Source organism: Pseudomonas sp. Teo4, from assembly GCF_034387475.1.
Lineage (GTDB): Bacteria > Pseudomonadota > Gammaproteobacteria > Pseudomonadales > Pseudomonadaceae > Aquipseudomonas.
Map to the genome: position 1 here is coordinate 2,152,587 of NZ_JAXCIL010000001.1, position 13,944 is coordinate 2,166,530.

The window sequence follows — 13,944 nt, forward strand, 5'->3', positions numbered from 1 at the left end:
CCTACCGGGGCAGCCAATGGCTGATAAGACAGCAAAAATGCGTTAGTTTGTCCCACAGATAGGACAGTGAGACATGACCATGCAAGACCTCAATGACCTCTTTTACTTCGCTCAGGTCGTCGAAGCCGGGGGTTTCGCGGCAGCCGGGCGTCAGTTGGGCATCCCCAAGTCACGCCTGTCGCGACGCATCGCCGAACTGGAAGAGCGCCTGGATACACGCCTGCTGCAACGCACCACCCGCCAGCTCAAGCTCACCGCCGTGGGCGAGCGCTACCTGCATCATTGCCAGGCCATGCTGCTGGAAGCAGAAGCGGCCGACGAGGTGGTGGCCAGCATGAGCAGCGAGCCGCGTGGTCGGCTCCGGGTGTCCTGCCCGGTCGCCTTGGCCCATGCGTTCATGCCAGATGTGGTCAGCCGTTTTCTGGAGCAGTACCCCCAGGTGCAACTGGACATGGTGCTGCTCAACCGCCGGGTCGACCTGATTTCCGAGGGTATCGACGTGGCCCTGCGGGTCCGCGACCTGGGCGATGAAGACCCGGCGCTGGTCACCCGCCGCCTGCGCCAGGCACAGATGCAACTGGTGGCGGCCCCGGGCTTTGCCGACCATATTCGCGACCCCGCCAAACTGGCCACTCTGCCAGTGCTGGGCGCGGCGGAGGCCGACAGGCTGGTGCACTTCCGCCTGCATGGCCCGAACGGCCAACAGCAGGAGGTCGCGCTGGAGCCGCGCCTGGCCATCGATGACTTCGTGGTGCGCAGCGCGGCCGTGCGCGCCGGGCTCGGTTTCACGGCCCTGCCAAGCATGTTCTGCGAAGAGCAGTTGGAACGGGGCGAGCTGGTGCGGCTGCTGCCGGACTGGTCACTGCCCGGCGGCTATCTGCAGGCGGTCTACCCCCATCGACGGGGCCTGCTGCCGGCAGTGCGGGCCTGGATCGATCACCTGGCGACCTCGTTCGAGGCCTGCGGAGAACGCTATGTCTAAGCAGAAAATGACCGAAGAACAGGTGGCGGCATTCTGCCTTGGCCTGCCGGGGGCGCGGGAAGACTACAAATGGGGTGGTATTCGGGTGTTCTCGGTGGCCGGCAACAAGATGTTCGCAGTCATGGACCTGGCGGGCGCGGGGCTGTCGTTCAAGGTCGCCGATGAGCTGTTTCTGGGCTATTGCGACCGCCCTGGGGTACGCCCGGCGCCTTACCTGGCGCGGGCACGGTGGATCAGCATGACGCCGCCCTACCCCATGGGCCGCGATGAGCTGTGCGACCTGCTGCAGCGCTCGCACCAACTGGTGGTGCGGCGCTTGCCAAAGCGATTGCAGGTGGGGCTGGTGTTGTGAAGGGTGTTTTACACCTGGCTCAGAACAGCCTGAATAGCTGATGATTCAGGAACAGGTAGTCGACCCAGAACACCTGATGCAGCATCACGATGGCCCAGAACACCAACTGGTACGAGACCTTGCGGGTCTTGTGTCGAAACAGCTGCTGGGCCAGCAAAGCTCCGGGCCAGCCACCCAGCAGCTCGCTGGCGTGCAACACCTTCTCTGGTGTGCGCCAGGCCTGGCTGCGGGCTTGGTGCTTGTCCTGCCAGTACAGCAGCAGGCAAATGAGGCTCGCCGCCGGGTAAACCGCCAGCGGCCACCAGGCTTGCCCGCTCCAGGCCAGTTGTGCCACGCCGACACCTGGTAGCAGGCACAACGCGCCCAACAGCAGCAGCTTCAGGCGGGCATGTCGTACGCCCTCCTGCCGAGCGGCGCCCTGCTGCACCTTGTCTTGCGTGCGCGCCATATCAGCCGTGCGCCGTCGACCAGTCGACCCAGCCGAACTGCCAGGTGGCCAGAATCAGCAGACCGAAGGCAATGCGGTACCAGGCGAACACTGCGTAGCTGTGGTTGGCGATGAACTTCAGCAGACCACGCACGGCGATCATGGCGAAGATGAACGAGGTCACGAAGCCAATGGCGAATACCGGCAGGTCGCTGGGCTGGAACAGGTCACGGTACTTGTAGCCCGAGTACACCGCCGCGCCCACCATGGTGGGCATGGCCAGGAAGAACGAAAACTCGGTGGCCGCCTTGCGCGACAGGCCGAACAACAGGCCGCCAATGATGGTGGAGCCGGAACGCGACGTGCCCGGAATCATGGCCAGACACTGAACGAAGCCGATTTTCAAGGCGTGACTCCAGCGCATGTCGTCGACATGGTCGACCTCGACGCGATGGTCGCGCCGCTCGGCCCACAGCATGATCACCCCGCCCACCACCAGCGCCGCCGCCACGGTGATCGGGTTGAACAGGTATTCGTGGATCAAGTCGGCGAACAGCACGCCGAGCACCACGGCGGGCATGAAGGCCAGCAGCAGGTTGCCGGTGAAACGCCGGGCGGTGGGCTGGCTGGTCAGGCCAAAGACCACATCGAAGATCTTGCGCCGGAATTCCCACACCACCGCCAGGATGGCCGCCAGCTGAATGATGATGTTGAACGCCATGGCCCGCTCGCCACCAAAGCCGATCAGGTCGGCGACGATAATCTGGTGGCCGGTACTGGAAATCGGCAGAAACTCCGTCAGTCCCTCGACCACACCTAAGATGATTGCCTGGAAGGCAGTCCAAAAATCCATCGTTCCCCCGATGGGGCACTGCTCACTGCAGGCCCCTAGTTCTTGATTTGCTTATGTTTCGCCGCACGCGGCGCGGCTGTTTTACAGCGACTGTTGGTGGTAACGCCAGCCGAAAAGTTCACGCTGCCTAAAGGTTTCATCTTGAGCGGCCGAAATCCTAACAGAGCCGCTCTGCAATGGCTTGCATCAACAGCGGCAGAGTAGCCCGGATCTAGCACTTAGCCATTAGTCGAGTGGGGGGCGACGGCAAAGCGTGTTTGGATGCACCTGAATAACAAGAACAATGCGGGAGTAACCTTCATGAAGACCTTGAGGTCGATGTCGATCAGCCGCCGTTTGTGGCTGATTCTGCTGGTGGCAGTGGCGATGCTGGTGGTGCTGGGCCTGTTGATGCTGCGCCAGATCCACGGCGACTTGTACCAGGCCAAGGCGGAGAAGACCCGCCACGTGGTCCAGACTGCCGCAGGTGTGCTGGCTTACTACCAAGGCCTTGAAGCCGCTGGCAGCCTTAGCCGCGAAGCTGCGCAGCAGCAGGCTCTGCAGGTGGTGCGCGGGCTGCGTTATGACCAGAACGACTATTTCTGGATCAACGACCTGGGGCCGAAGATGATCATGCACCCGGCCAACCCCAAGCTCGACGGCCAGGACCTGTCGGCCATCCGCGACCCGGACGGTTTCGCGGTGTTCAATGAAATGGTCGCCCTCGCCCGCAGCCAGGGCGCAGGCCCGGTCGACTACCGCTGGCCCAAGCCGGGCGCCACCGACCCGGTGGCCAAGACTTCCTACATTCAATTGTTCAAGCCCTGGGGCTGGGTCATCGGCTCAGGGGTGTACATCGACGATGTGCAAGCCGAGTTCGCCCGCCAGTTGCGTGACGCAAGCCTGGTCGGCCTGGGCATCGCGCTGCTGATGGCCCTGATGGTGATGCTCATCGCCCGCAGCATCGCCCGCCCCTTGCAGGAGGCCGTGCAGGCCATGGGCAACATTGCCAGTGGCGAAAGCGACCTGACCCGACGCCTGGACACCCACGGCCGCGACGAGATCACCCACCTGGGCGAGCACTTCAACCGCTTCAACGGCAAGTTGCAGGGTGTGGTCGGCCAGTTGCAGGGCGCCGCCCATGCCCTGGCCCAGTCCGCGAGCCATGTCGGCGACAACGCCGGCGCCGCCCAGCAGCACAGCGCCCAGCAGTCGCTGCAGATGGACCAGGTGGCGACTGCGGTCAATGAAGTGACCTACGCCGTGCAGGACGTGGCCAAGACTGCCGAGCAGGCGGCTGGTGAGATGCGTGCCGCACAGCAGCAGGTCGAGCACGGTCAGCAGGCGATTCACGGCAGCCTGCAGCAGATCGACCGCCTGTCGCAGACCATCGAACAAGCCGTCCAGGTGATTCGCGAACTGGCCGGGCACAGCAGCAAGATCGGCGGCGTGCTCGACGTGATCCGCTCCATCGCCGAGCAGACCAATCTGTTGGCTCTCAACGCTGCCATCGAAGCGGCCCGTGCAGGTGAACAAGGCCGTGGGTTTGCCGTGGTGGCCGACGAAGTGCGCCTGTTGGCCCAGCGCACGGCGCAGTCGACCGCAGAAATTCACACCATGATCGAGCATTTGCAGGGGCAGTCGGACGCTGCGGTCAAAGCCATCGACACCAGCAGCGAAGCTTCGCGGCAAACCGTCGAGCAGGCCCGCGAAGCCGGCTCCAGCCTGGATGCCATCAGCCAGGCACTGCACAACCTCACTGCGCTCAATGCGTCGATTGCCAGCGCCACCTTGCAACAGTCTCATGTGGTCGAGGAGATCAACCGCAATGTGCTGGACACCGCCGGGTTGTCGCAACAGACCGCAGACGCTGCGCGCCAGTCGAGCGATGCCGGGGAGTCGCTGGCGCGTTTGAGCGAGGACCTGGAGCAACTGTTGCGTCAGTTCAGGGTTTGACAGGGTTGCCTGTTACGGCCTCATCGCCGGCAAGCCGGCTCCCACAGGTGTTGCGCCGGTCTCAGGTGCGACGCTGTACCTGTGGGAGCCGGCTTGCCGGCGATGAGGCCTGAACAGGCACCGTAGGAGCCAGCTCACAAACCCTTGTCACCCGACAGCTCGCACAGGCTACAATCGCGCCCCCTCCCATTCCAAGGATCGCCGATGTCCGGCCTTGAGCTCATCGCCGCCGTGCTCGGCGTCACCGCCGTCTGGCTCACCGTCAAACAGAACGCCTGGTGCTGGCCAATCGGCCTGGTGATGGTGCTGATCTACGGCTGGCTGTTCTACGAGGTCAAGCTGTACTCGGGCATGCTGCTGCAATTGGCCTACGCTGCGCTGCAATTGTACGGCTGGTGGCAGTGGCGCCGGCCCGATCGGGCCGAGGATGCACGGAAGGTGACACGCCTGAACCGGCCCGCCGTGCTTTTCAGCCTGCTTGCCGGCCTGCTGCTGAGCCTTGCGCTGGGCGCAGCCATGGCCTTCTGGACCGATGCCGCCCTGCCCTGGCTGGACGCCACGCTCACCGGCTTCAGCCTGGTGGCGCAGGTGTGGATGGCGCAAAAGCGCCTGCAGTGCTGGCCGTTGTGGGTGGTGGTCGATGTGATCTACGTCGGGCAGTACCTGCATCAGCAGTTGTACTTCACCGCCGGTTTCTTCGCCGTACTGACCGTGATCGCCATGCGTGGCTGGCTTGAATGGCGCCGCGACCCGGCATTGGTGGCCCAATGAAAGTCGTAGTGCTGTGCGGCCCCGAATCCAGTGGCAAAAGCTGGCTCAGCGGTGTGCTGCAGGCGCAATTTGGCGGCCTGGTGGTTTCCGAGTACGTGCGCCACTTCATCGACCGGGAACAACGCGACACCTGCTACGCCGATATCCCCAGCATCGCTTGCGGCCAACTGGCCTGGGAAGACGCTGCTCGCGCCCGCCAGCCTGAACTGCTGATTCTCGATACCCACTTGCTCAGCAACCTGTTGTGGAGCCGGGCGCTGTTTGGCGATTGCCCGGACTGGATCGAGCACGCCCTGCTCGAGCGTAACTACGACCTGCATCTATTACTGGACCCACAGGGCGTCGCCTGGGTAGGCGATGGTCAGCGCTGCCAACCGGAGCTGAGTGCGCGTCAGGCTTTTTTTGCCGACAGCCTGGGCTGGCTGCAACGCCATGAACAACCCCTGCAGGTAATCGGTGGCGACTGGCCGACCCGCAGCGCAGCGGCCCTGGACGCCGTTCGGCAACTGCTCGCAACCCCCGTGGTGTGTTAAGCCCCTGACACACCAAACTGGGCCATAGCCCCCGTATTTGCGCACTTTCCCCAAATTGCGGGGCGAGTGTTGCGCCCACGATACAGTCGTGCCAAAGCCGCTTCGGGCAAGGCTACCACCGGAAAAAGCGGTTCTTGGCCTGCCCAGTGTCTCGACGCTGATACAGCTAAATGACAACGCGTCCAGCTATCAAAGCCAAGTCTTTGAATACCCTATAAAAACCAAAAGCGGCACAGCTCCTGCTCTCCTCCTCGCAACGCTGATAACGGGCCAGCGAACGGAAAGAAGGAATTGCCACCGTGGAGAAACTCGATAAAGGCCTTTTTCGCCGCCTGCTGGTCGGGTGCGTACTGGGTTCATGCCTCAGTCTGCCGGCCCAGGCCGACAACGGAATCATCGTGATCACCCGCGATGTCCAACCCCGCATGGCCATCCGAGCCCCTCTGGAACCCGACCCCAACCCCACCACCGCCAACGCCAACCCTTCTGCATACGTGCTCAAGCAAACCAGCGAGCTCAGTGATGGCGACTTCGCCAACATCACCAGCGGTACCGGCATTTCCTCGCTGGTCACACAGCAGACCAACAACATCGGCGGCACCATCGGCAACCAAACGCAGCTTCCCAACATGGCCGCCGGCCGTGGCACAGGGGGAGGCAACGGCATTTCCAACATGGTCAATTCGAGTGTCCAACGCGGCCTGGCACCGCTGCAGATCCTCACCGGAGGCAAATGAGATGAGGCAGACGCTGTTAATCCTTGCCGCGTTTTGCAGTGCATCGGCCTTGGCCCAATCCCCCGTGATCAACGACGCCACCATCGACAGTTCCGGCGCGCAATACCAAGGCAACCTAGGCGTCAACCAGGCGGCGGGCGACCTGCAGCAACAGGCCAACGCACGGGCCATCGCCAATGGCCATGGGGCCAACGCCACCACCCAGATCCGCCAACGCCTGCAATCGGTGATAGACCCCAACATGGATGCCCGCGCCAGCATCCAGGGCGATGCCTTCAGCCATGGCAGCGGCGCACTGGGCGTTAACCAGAGCGCTGGCGCCAGCACCCAGCAAGCCAACGCACTGCGTATCAGCATTAGTTCACAACCGCAAAGCATCGACGACAGCGTCCTTCTGCAACAGAACGTGGCGCTGATCAACAGCTCCGATCCAACTGATGCCTCTCCCGGCTATCGCCAGGTCACCACCGGTGACCAGGCATTCACCGGTAGCCGTGGAGTCATCCAGTTGAATCAGAGCGCCGGGGTGGGCAACCAGACGGCAAACACCCTGAGCGTACGGGTCGCGAACTGACCCGAAAATGGGCAAAAAAGGTAAGAACAACACTTAACCGAAAAAAAAGACGGAGAAACACCATGAAACCCTCGATGGCACTTAAGCCTCTGGTTTTCGCAATTGCTGCGGTCATGGCTGTTGCTGCACAAGCGGATCAGAACGATCGGCGTGGAGGCCACCATGGCCACCACAATCCTCCTCCAAAACCCATCTACACCAAAGCTACTGCCGAAGCGAAAGACACTCAACGAAGCAACGACAACTTCGTGTTCAACGAAGGCACCATCAACTCGGCCGAGATGAGCGACTCCGCCACCGGCGCCAGCGGCAACGTCGGCATCAACGTGGCTGCCGGTAACGGCAACCAACAAGACAACGCTGCGGCCATCGCCAACAGCGCCTCCGACAACTCCGCCATCGACAACAGCTTCGTCTTCGGCGATGCCGAAGCCACCGCCAGTGTCGTTCAGCGAAGCAACAACAACACCGTCAAGAACTGGTCTACCCAGAGCTCTGCCGTCATGGCCGGCTCGGCTGACGGCAGCAGCGGCAACATGGGTATCAACATTGCTGGCGGCGACCTGAACCAGCAGAAAAACACCATGGCCATTGCCAACAACAGTGCGCCAATTGGTGATGCCACTGCCAAAGCCACCGCCAACCAGAGCGGCCCCGGCCTGACCGTGATCAACCGTGCCGACCGCACCTATCGGGTGGATACGATCACCATCACCACCTCGAAAAGCGGTTCGTCCTCGGCCAGCGGCTCGTTCGATGCCAACATCGACAAGAGCTCCAGCTCGAGCTTCAGCGTGGCTGGCTCGCAAAGCAGCAGCGCCAGCGGTTCGAAGAGCAGCAGCGCCAGTGGTTCGAGCAGCAGCAACTCCAGCGGCTCGAGCAGCATGAACTCCAGTGGCTCTAGCAGCAGCAGCGCCAGCGGTTCGAACAACATGGCAGCCAACGGCTCGAACAGCTGGGATGCCAGCGGTTCGCACAACTCGAGCTCCAGCTCCACCTCGAGTGCTTCGCTCAACGCTTCGCTGGACGCTTCGGTCAGCGCCGACGCAACCAGGACCTCGACCTTCGGCCCGTTCACCCGGACCCGCAGCGAGAGCTTCGACGGCTCGGTTAACGCCGACCTCGACGTAAGCGTCGACACCTCCCGCGACCGCACTCACGAGTCGTCCTTCGACAAGTCCTACGACTCGTCGTTCGACAAGTCGTACACCTCTTCGTACGACCGGACCCGTGACTCTTCGTACGACAAGTCTCGCGACTCCTCTTACGAGAAGTCTCGCGATTCTTCGTGGGAAAAAGCGAAGGCTTCGGAATGGGAGAAAGCCAACGCTTCGGCCTTCGAGAAATCCGGCGAGAAATCTTCGGAGTCTTCGGACAGCATCTCGAAGAGCTACAGCGAGGCTAGCGAGTACGCAATGAGCAACAGCGTCTCGTTCCAAGTGCTGACCCCGACCGGCTGGGCCAACCCTGTGACCAACACCGCAACCCTCAGTGGTTCGGTGAACGGTGGCAGCGGCAACCTGGGCGTCAACGTGGCAGCCGGTGTGGGCAACCAGCAAAGCAACTCGCTGGCCATCTCCAACACCTCGATGTAACAACTGCGGCCTGGAGGCCCCCTTCGGGGGGCCTCTTTCTAACAAGAAATACAGGGGGGCGTCGAACATGCGCATGATCGCCTTGGCGTTTTTGCTGTGCATGGCCAGTGTGAGCGAAGCAGCCCAGATGCCGTTGTCCGTCCTGCCTGGTGGCGCGGTGATCTACAAACCCATCCAGAGCATCCGCGAACGCAAGTTCGCCGACCTGGTGCAGCAGAAAACCGACTTCAGTTGTGGCGCCGCAGCGCTGGCGACCATCCTGCGTCAAGCCTACTGGCTGGACGTCGACGAACATCAAATCATCGAAGGCATGCTGGCCCACGCCGACCCGGACCAGGTTCGTGTCCAGGGCTTTTCCATGCTCGACATGAAGCGCTACGTGGAAAGCCTCGGCATGCGTGCCCGTGGCTACAAGGTAGCCCCCGACACCCTGCAGAGCATCCGCATTCCGGTGGTCGTGCTGATGGACATCCGCGGCTACAAGCACTTCGTGGTCATGCAGAAGGTCGACAGAGGCTGGGTCTACATCGGTGACCCGGTGCTGGGCCACAAACGCTTCAAGGTCGAGGACTTCGTCAAAGGCTGGAACGGCATCATCTTCGCCGTCATCGGCCAGGGATACGACAAGAACAACATACTGCTCGACCCGCCGCTACCGCTGAGCGCCAAGAACCGCATCAGCAACTTCACCCCGGTGCAGGACGCCGAGTTGATGGACTTTGGCTTCATCCAAAGCGACTTCTTCTAAATCACTGTGGGCAAGAGGCTCCGGGAGCACCCCATGAAGACTTCAACCTGGCTGGCAGTCATGTGCCTGGCCGCTACCCTGCCGACCCAGGCAGAGACGTTCAAACCGATCGAACTCAAGGACCAGGAACTGGCCAGCCTTCGCGGCCGTTATGTGATGCCGGGGCGCATCGTCAGTTTCGGCATCGTCATGACCAGCACCTGGCAGAACGCCAATGGTGAGGTGATTGGTGCAACGTCCTCGATGCAAATCCAGCAATCGACCATCAAGCCGCAGTTCTACGTGTCGATGATCGACGAAAAAGGCACGGGCAACTCCCAGCCCAAGAGCAACGGCACCGGGACGGTTACCGGTGGCAGCGGCCTGAACACCACCGAAGGCGTGACCCAAGTGGTACGTGCCGCGGGTGACTACAACACGGCCCATAACAATGTCGACATCAACGTGACCAAGGGTAACCAGGCCCCGACCACGAAACCTCAGGGCCAGGCCTTGGCCGACGGCTCCACGCTGAGCGGAAGCAATGGCGCGGGTTCGCTCAAGGTGTCCTCTTCCGGCACCGGGATACAGATGAACATCGTCGCCAACAACAACCAGGGCAACACCTTGCAGCGCATTGGCCAGGGTGGACTGATGCAGAACACCACCTTGCTCGGGGCCAGCAACCGGGTCAGCAACCTCACCTCGCTGAATGTGGTACTGCGTGACAACGCGCCTACGGCGGGCTCGATGAGCGTCAACCTGGACCAGCTCAAAGGCATTCGTAATCTCGGATACTGATCTACGCTCAGTCTCATCGAAAGCAGTCAGAAGGGACGGCTACCCCATGCACCGTTTGTTGACGCTAAGAGCTATCGTTTGTTTGAGTACCCTGGCCCCGGCCACCCTGCTGCAGGCAGCTGTGGACCCTGAGGTCGAAGCACTGAAACAGGAACTCATCGCGCTGAAACAGCGCTACGAAGCACAACAGAACGCATTGATGGTGCTGGAACAAAGGCTGCGCCAGGTCGAAGAGGCGCCGCAGGCCCCTGCGCCCAAGCGCCTGACCAAGTCGCCGGCAGAGGGCGTCAAGGGCAGCCAGACCGTGGCCTCCGGCGCGCCCGGCACCACTGGCAGCTCGTACGGGCAATCGTTGCAGGACAATTCCGAGCCTGCGCAGAGCGTGTCCAACTTGTATGACGAGGCCAGCGGCTTTTTCGGCGGCGGCAAGTTCAGCGTCGAAACCGGCCTGACCTACACCCACTACGACACCCGGGCCCTGACCCTCAACGGGTTCCTGGCGCTGGACTCGATTTTCCTCGGCAACATCAACATCGACCGCATCAAGGCCGACAACTGGACTCTGGACCTGACGGCCCGCTACAACCTGGATCAGCGCTGGCAGTTCGATATCAACGTACCTATCGTCTACCGCGATTCCTCCTACTCCTCGGGTGGCGCAGGCGGTGCCGCCGGGGTCACTTCCGAAGACTCGGTGAAACGCGACCCAACCCTCGGCGACGTCAACTTCGGCATTGCCTACAAGTTCCTCGATGAAGACGAAACCTGGCCCGATGCCGTGGCCACCCTGCGGGTCAAGGCCCCGACCGGCAAGGACCCGTACGGCATCAAGCTGATCCAGAGCCCTGGCAACGACAACCTGGCTGTTCCGGAAGACCTGCCGACCGGCAACGGTATCTGGTCGATCTCGCCCGGTATCTCGCTGGTCAAGACCTTCGACCCGGCAGTACTGTTCGCCAGCCTGCAATACACCTACAACATGCAGGACTCGTTCAGCGACATCAGCCCACAGGTCAATAGCAAAGTGGGCGGGGACGTGAAACTCGGCGACTCCTGGCAGATCGGCGGCGGCATTGCCTTCGCCCTCAACGAGAAGATGAGCATGTCGTTCTCGGTCACCGACCAGTTCTCGAGCAAAAGCAAGATCAAGCCCGACGGCGGCGACTGGCAGTCGATCAGCAACAGCGACTACAACGCTGCGAACTTCAACATCGGCATGACCTTCGCCGCCACGAACAACCTGACGATCGTACCGAACTTGTCCATAGGGCTGACCGACGATGCGCCGGACTTCTCCTTCAGCCTGAAATTCCCTTACTACTTCTGAGCTGACCGGGCCTGCCGCCAGGCCCGGCATTTGGTAACCAACCTTGTAACCGACCGCTTTCCTGAACTTGGCCTGTTATCATCGAGCACAGAAACATGACGTTTTAATGGCAATAAGGAAAGCTTTCGTGAAGAACCTGCTAGGCCACCCTCGCACTCGTCTTGCCGTCCTGGCAACCCTGGTGCTGGTGATCCCACTAGGTGCACGTGCCCTCTTGGGGTGGTCCAATCCACTCGGTTACCTGTCGGACCTCGCGCTCGGCAGCCTGCTGGTGCTGGCGCTGGACCGCCGGCCCTGGTGGCTGGCCCTACCGGTACTGCTGGCTTGGGCTGGGCTCTGGATAGCCTCGGCAGAATTGGTGAGCGCCGTCGGTCGGCTACCCAATGCCGGTGACCTGGGCTACCTGACCGACTCGCAATTCATGGAAAACTCCACCGGTGGCGGCCTGGCCCATGCCTGGATGCCCTGGGTTCTGGTCATTGGCCTGCTGGCGTGGCTGGTCAGCGCCTGGCATGGCCGCAACCAGCGCAGCACACCCCTGCCCCGCAAGGCCTGGGCCATCCCGGTGCTGCTGTTTGGCGTGCACTGGGGCAACCAGCACCTGGCACCGTCCGATGCCGACCAATGGCGCCAATACAACCTGCCGCACCAACTGCTGGCGGCAAGCGTCGGCAGCGTGCAGCAACAAGCCCTGCACCTGCTCGGCGAACAACAGCCGATAACACCACTGCCCAGCGCCGGCCTTACCCAGTCCGACCTGCATGGCCAGAGGCTGCTGGGCGTGCCTGGCCAGGCCCGCAACCTGCTGGTCATCACCCTCGAAGGCATCCCCGGCGCTTATATCAGGCCCAACCGCCAGGCCCTGAACAGCCGCTTCGACGAAGAGCTCATGCCCAAGCTCAGCCGCTGGGCCGAACGCGGCATGAACACACCCGACTACGTGCTGCATACCCATCAGACCATTCGTGGCCTGTATGCCATGCTCTGCGGTGACTACGACAAACTGGCCAACGGCACACCCAAGGGGATGGAGCTGCTGACCCAGCAACAGCGCAACCAGGCCTGCCTGCCGGCGCAATTGCGCCAGGCGGGGTTCACCACCCATTACCTGCAGGGCGCGGGCCTGCGCTTCATGGCCAAGGACCGGATCATGCCGCACATCGGCTTCGAATCGGTCCATGGCCTGGAATGGTTCCGCAACGAGAACTACCTGGAGTTCCCCTGGGGCAAGGATGATCGGGCGTTCTTCGAGGGTGCCCTGGACTATGTCGGCCAGCTGCGCAAACAGGACAAACCGTGGATGCTCACCCTGCTGACCGTAGGCACGCACCAGCCCTACTCTGCACCCGAGCAATACCTGCAACGCTACGACACCGCCAAGCAGGCGGCGGTGGCCTACCTGGACGATGCCATCGGCGCGTTTCTCGATAACCTCGAACAACAGGGCGTACTCAAGGACACCCTGGTGGTCGTCACCTCCGATGAGTCCCACGGCATCGACGGCGTCCGCCTGGCATCGTCCTGGGGCTTCAACCTCACCCTCGCCCCCGAGCAGGCCGCATTGCCGCGCCTGAAACACGGCACCTATGGCCACATCGACCTGGCCACATCGCTGCTCGACTACTTCGCCCTGCCCATTCCCGCAGCCCTGGGCGGGCGCTCGCTGTTTCGCGACTACGACAGTGGCCGCGAGATGATCGCCTACACCAACGGCATGCTGCGCTACCACGACGGCAAGGGCGTGTTCACCGAATGCGACTTCCAGCAACGCTGCCGGCGCTACGCCAGCGAGGGTTTCATTGCCGACCGGGCCAAGTACCTGGGGCCAGGCGATGCGGTGACCGGGCCGCAGATCAACGCACTGGCCGGCGTACTCGACCAGTCCTTGCTGCAGACGCCGCTGAACCTGCGCTATCAGTTCGGCGGGCCGTCCGCCATTCCGTTGCAGGCCCGCATCCATGACGACTGGGCCGACAACCTGATCGGCGCGCAGTATCTGGAGTTGCCTGAAGGCTCGCACACCAAGGTACGGGTCAAGATCCGCTCGCTCGACCCGCAGCACAATGCCTATATCCAGCTTAAGGCCAAGGAGCTGGAGCAGGATGTACCCTTGGGGTTGCCGGAGGAGATTCTGGTAACGGCGGACCGGCCCCTGGACATGGAATTCGGGTTCGATAACCCGACCGAGCGCAAGGCGTTTTCCTTCCATTTGCTGGGGTATGGCGGTGGAGAGGTGGAAGTGAGTGATTTCAGTGTGATCACCGCGCTGCCCGGTGAGGAAGAGCCGGTCGAGGACATTTCCGACGGGCATATTGCGCAGTCGAGCTGAT

14 protein-coding genes and 1 pseudogene are annotated in these 13,944 nt (G+C 62.2%); 13 read left to right on the plus strand and 2 right to left on the minus strand.

Annotation, left to right across the window (positions count from 1 at the left end; genetic code table 11):
• Positions 1-79 precede the first annotated feature (79 nt).
• Entirely contained in the window at positions 80-982 is a 903-nt protein-coding gene (locus tag PspTeo4_RS09815) for a LysR substrate-binding domain-containing protein (protein ID WP_322364835.1), read from the plus strand.
• The gene (locus PspTeo4_RS09820) at positions 975-1,334 is read left to right on the plus strand and encodes an MmcQ/YjbR family DNA-binding protein (protein WP_322363505.1); all 360 of its coding nucleotides are present in this window, start codon (positions 975-977) and stop codon (positions 1,332-1,334) included. The genes PspTeo4_RS09815 and PspTeo4_RS09820 overlap by 8 nt, the downstream gene beginning before the upstream one ends.
• Before the next feature lie 19 nt (positions 1,335-1,353).
• On the opposite strand, the gene PspTeo4_RS09825 is transcribed toward PspTeo4_RS09820, so the two are convergent.
• Together PspTeo4_RS09825 and PspTeo4_RS09830 are read right to left on the minus strand one after the other, a co-directional pair.
• Positions 1,354-1,782, minus strand: coding sequence for a DUF1294 domain-containing protein (locus PspTeo4_RS09825; protein WP_322363507.1), 429 nt, complete (start codon positions 1,780-1,782; stop codon positions 1,354-1,356).
• Position 1,783: 1 nt separating this feature from the next.
• Positions 1,784-2,614: an undecaprenyl-diphosphate phosphatase gene (locus tag PspTeo4_RS09830; protein ID WP_322363508.1), complete on the minus strand. Its 831-nt coding sequence runs from the start codon at positions 2,612-2,614 to the stop codon at positions 1,784-1,786.
• A 390-nt stretch (positions 2,615-3,004) separates the two neighbouring features.
• Here PspTeo4_RS09830 and PspTeo4_RS29840 point away from each other — a divergent pair.
• The 11 genes and pseudogenes from PspTeo4_RS29840 to PspTeo4_RS09880 form a co-directional block, all read left to right on the plus strand.
• A pseudogene (locus PspTeo4_RS29840) lies at positions 3,005-3,676 on the plus strand (cache domain-containing protein); the annotation flags it as partial.
• Positions 3,677-3,814: 138 nt separating this feature from the next.
• Positions 3,815-4,549: a methyl-accepting chemotaxis protein gene (locus tag PspTeo4_RS29845; protein WP_416196946.1), complete on the plus strand. Its 735-nt coding sequence runs from the start codon at positions 3,815-3,817 to the stop codon at positions 4,547-4,549.
• 204 nt (positions 4,550-4,753) lie between these two features.
• Positions 4,754-5,320, plus strand: a complete 567-nt coding sequence (gene pnuC, locus PspTeo4_RS09840; protein WP_322363510.1) for a nicotinamide riboside transporter PnuC — start codon at positions 4,754-4,756, stop codon at positions 5,318-5,320.
• A complete protein-coding gene (locus tag PspTeo4_RS09845; protein WP_322363511.1) occupies positions 5,317-5,853 on the plus strand; it encodes an AAA family ATPase in 537 nt (178 codons plus the stop codon). The genes pnuC and PspTeo4_RS09845 overlap by 4 nt, the downstream gene beginning before the upstream one ends.
• Positions 5,854-6,152: 299 nt before the next feature.
• Entirely contained in the window at positions 6,153-6,590 is a 438-nt protein-coding gene (locus PspTeo4_RS09850; protein ID WP_322363512.1) for a hypothetical protein, read from the plus strand.
• Position 6,591: 1 nt separating this feature from the next.
• Positions 6,592-7,164: an adhesin gene (locus tag PspTeo4_RS09855; protein WP_322363514.1), complete on the plus strand. Its 573-nt coding sequence runs from the start codon at positions 6,592-6,594 to the stop codon at positions 7,162-7,164.
• A 62-nt stretch (positions 7,165-7,226) separates the two neighbouring features.
• Positions 7,227-8,759 (plus strand): heme utilization protein, encoded by a 1,533-nt coding sequence (locus tag PspTeo4_RS09860; protein ID WP_322363515.1) that lies wholly within the window; start codon positions 7,227-7,229, stop codon positions 8,757-8,759.
• A gap of 67 nt (positions 8,760-8,826) precedes the next feature.
• Positions 8,827-9,507 carry a C39 family peptidase gene (locus tag PspTeo4_RS09865; RefSeq protein WP_322363516.1) on the plus strand — a complete coding sequence of 227 codons (681 nt, stop codon included), beginning with the start codon at positions 8,827-8,829 and terminating at the stop codon, positions 9,505-9,507.
• A 33-nt stretch (positions 9,508-9,540) separates the two neighbouring features.
• Positions 9,541-10,287, plus strand: coding sequence for a hypothetical protein (locus tag PspTeo4_RS09870; protein WP_322363517.1), 747 nt, complete (start codon positions 9,541-9,543; stop codon positions 10,285-10,287).
• Between the two features lie 46 nt (positions 10,288-10,333).
• Positions 10,334-11,614: a hypothetical protein gene (locus tag PspTeo4_RS09875; RefSeq protein ID WP_322363518.1), complete on the plus strand. Its 1,281-nt coding sequence runs from the start codon at positions 10,334-10,336 to the stop codon at positions 11,612-11,614.
• 127 nt (positions 11,615-11,741) lie between these two features.
• Complete coding sequence (locus PspTeo4_RS09880; RefSeq protein ID WP_322363519.1) at positions 11,742-13,943, plus strand: LTA synthase family protein; 2,202 nt, start codon at positions 11,742-11,744, stop codon at positions 13,941-13,943.
• The last annotated feature ends 1 nt before the right edge of the window (position 13,944 follow it).

Bases quoted from the DNA above. Each gene is read 5' to 3' on its own strand.
- PspTeo4_RS09815 (WP_322364835.1), top strand. From the start codon at position 80: ATGCAAGACCTCAATGACCTCTTTTACTTCGCTCAGGTCGTCGAAGCC.
- PspTeo4_RS29845 (WP_416196946.1), top strand. From the start codon at position 3,815: ATGGACCAGGTGGCGACTGCGGTCAATGAAGTGACCTACGCCGTGCAG.
- PspTeo4_RS09820 (WP_322363505.1), top strand. From the start codon at position 975: ATGTCTAAGCAGAAAATGACCGAAGAACAGGTGGCGGCATTCTGCCTT.
- PspTeo4_RS09830 (WP_322363508.1), bottom strand. From the start codon at position 2,614: ATGGATTTTTGGACTGCCTTCCAGGCAATCATCTTAGGTGTGGTCGAG.
- PspTeo4_RS09860 (WP_322363515.1), top strand. From the start codon at position 7,227: ATGAAACCCTCGATGGCACTTAAGCCTCTGGTTTTCGCAATTGCTGCG.
- PspTeo4_RS09825 (WP_322363507.1), bottom strand. From the start codon at position 1,782: ATGGCGCGCACGCAAGACAAGGTGCAGCAGGGCGCCGCTCGGCAGGAG.
- PspTeo4_RS09875 (WP_322363518.1), top strand. From the start codon at position 10,334: ATGCACCGTTTGTTGACGCTAAGAGCTATCGTTTGTTTGAGTACCCTG.
- pnuC (WP_322363510.1), top strand. From the start codon at position 4,754: ATGTCCGGCCTTGAGCTCATCGCCGCCGTGCTCGGCGTCACCGCCGTC.
- PspTeo4_RS09855 (WP_322363514.1), top strand. From the start codon at position 6,592: ATGAGGCAGACGCTGTTAATCCTTGCCGCGTTTTGCAGTGCATCGGCC.
- PspTeo4_RS09870 (WP_322363517.1), top strand. From the start codon at position 9,541: ATGAAGACTTCAACCTGGCTGGCAGTCATGTGCCTGGCCGCTACCCTG.
- PspTeo4_RS09865 (WP_322363516.1), top strand. From the start codon at position 8,827: ATGCGCATGATCGCCTTGGCGTTTTTGCTGTGCATGGCCAGTGTGAGC.
- PspTeo4_RS09845 (WP_322363511.1), top strand. From the start codon at position 5,317: ATGAAAGTCGTAGTGCTGTGCGGCCCCGAATCCAGTGGCAAAAGCTGG.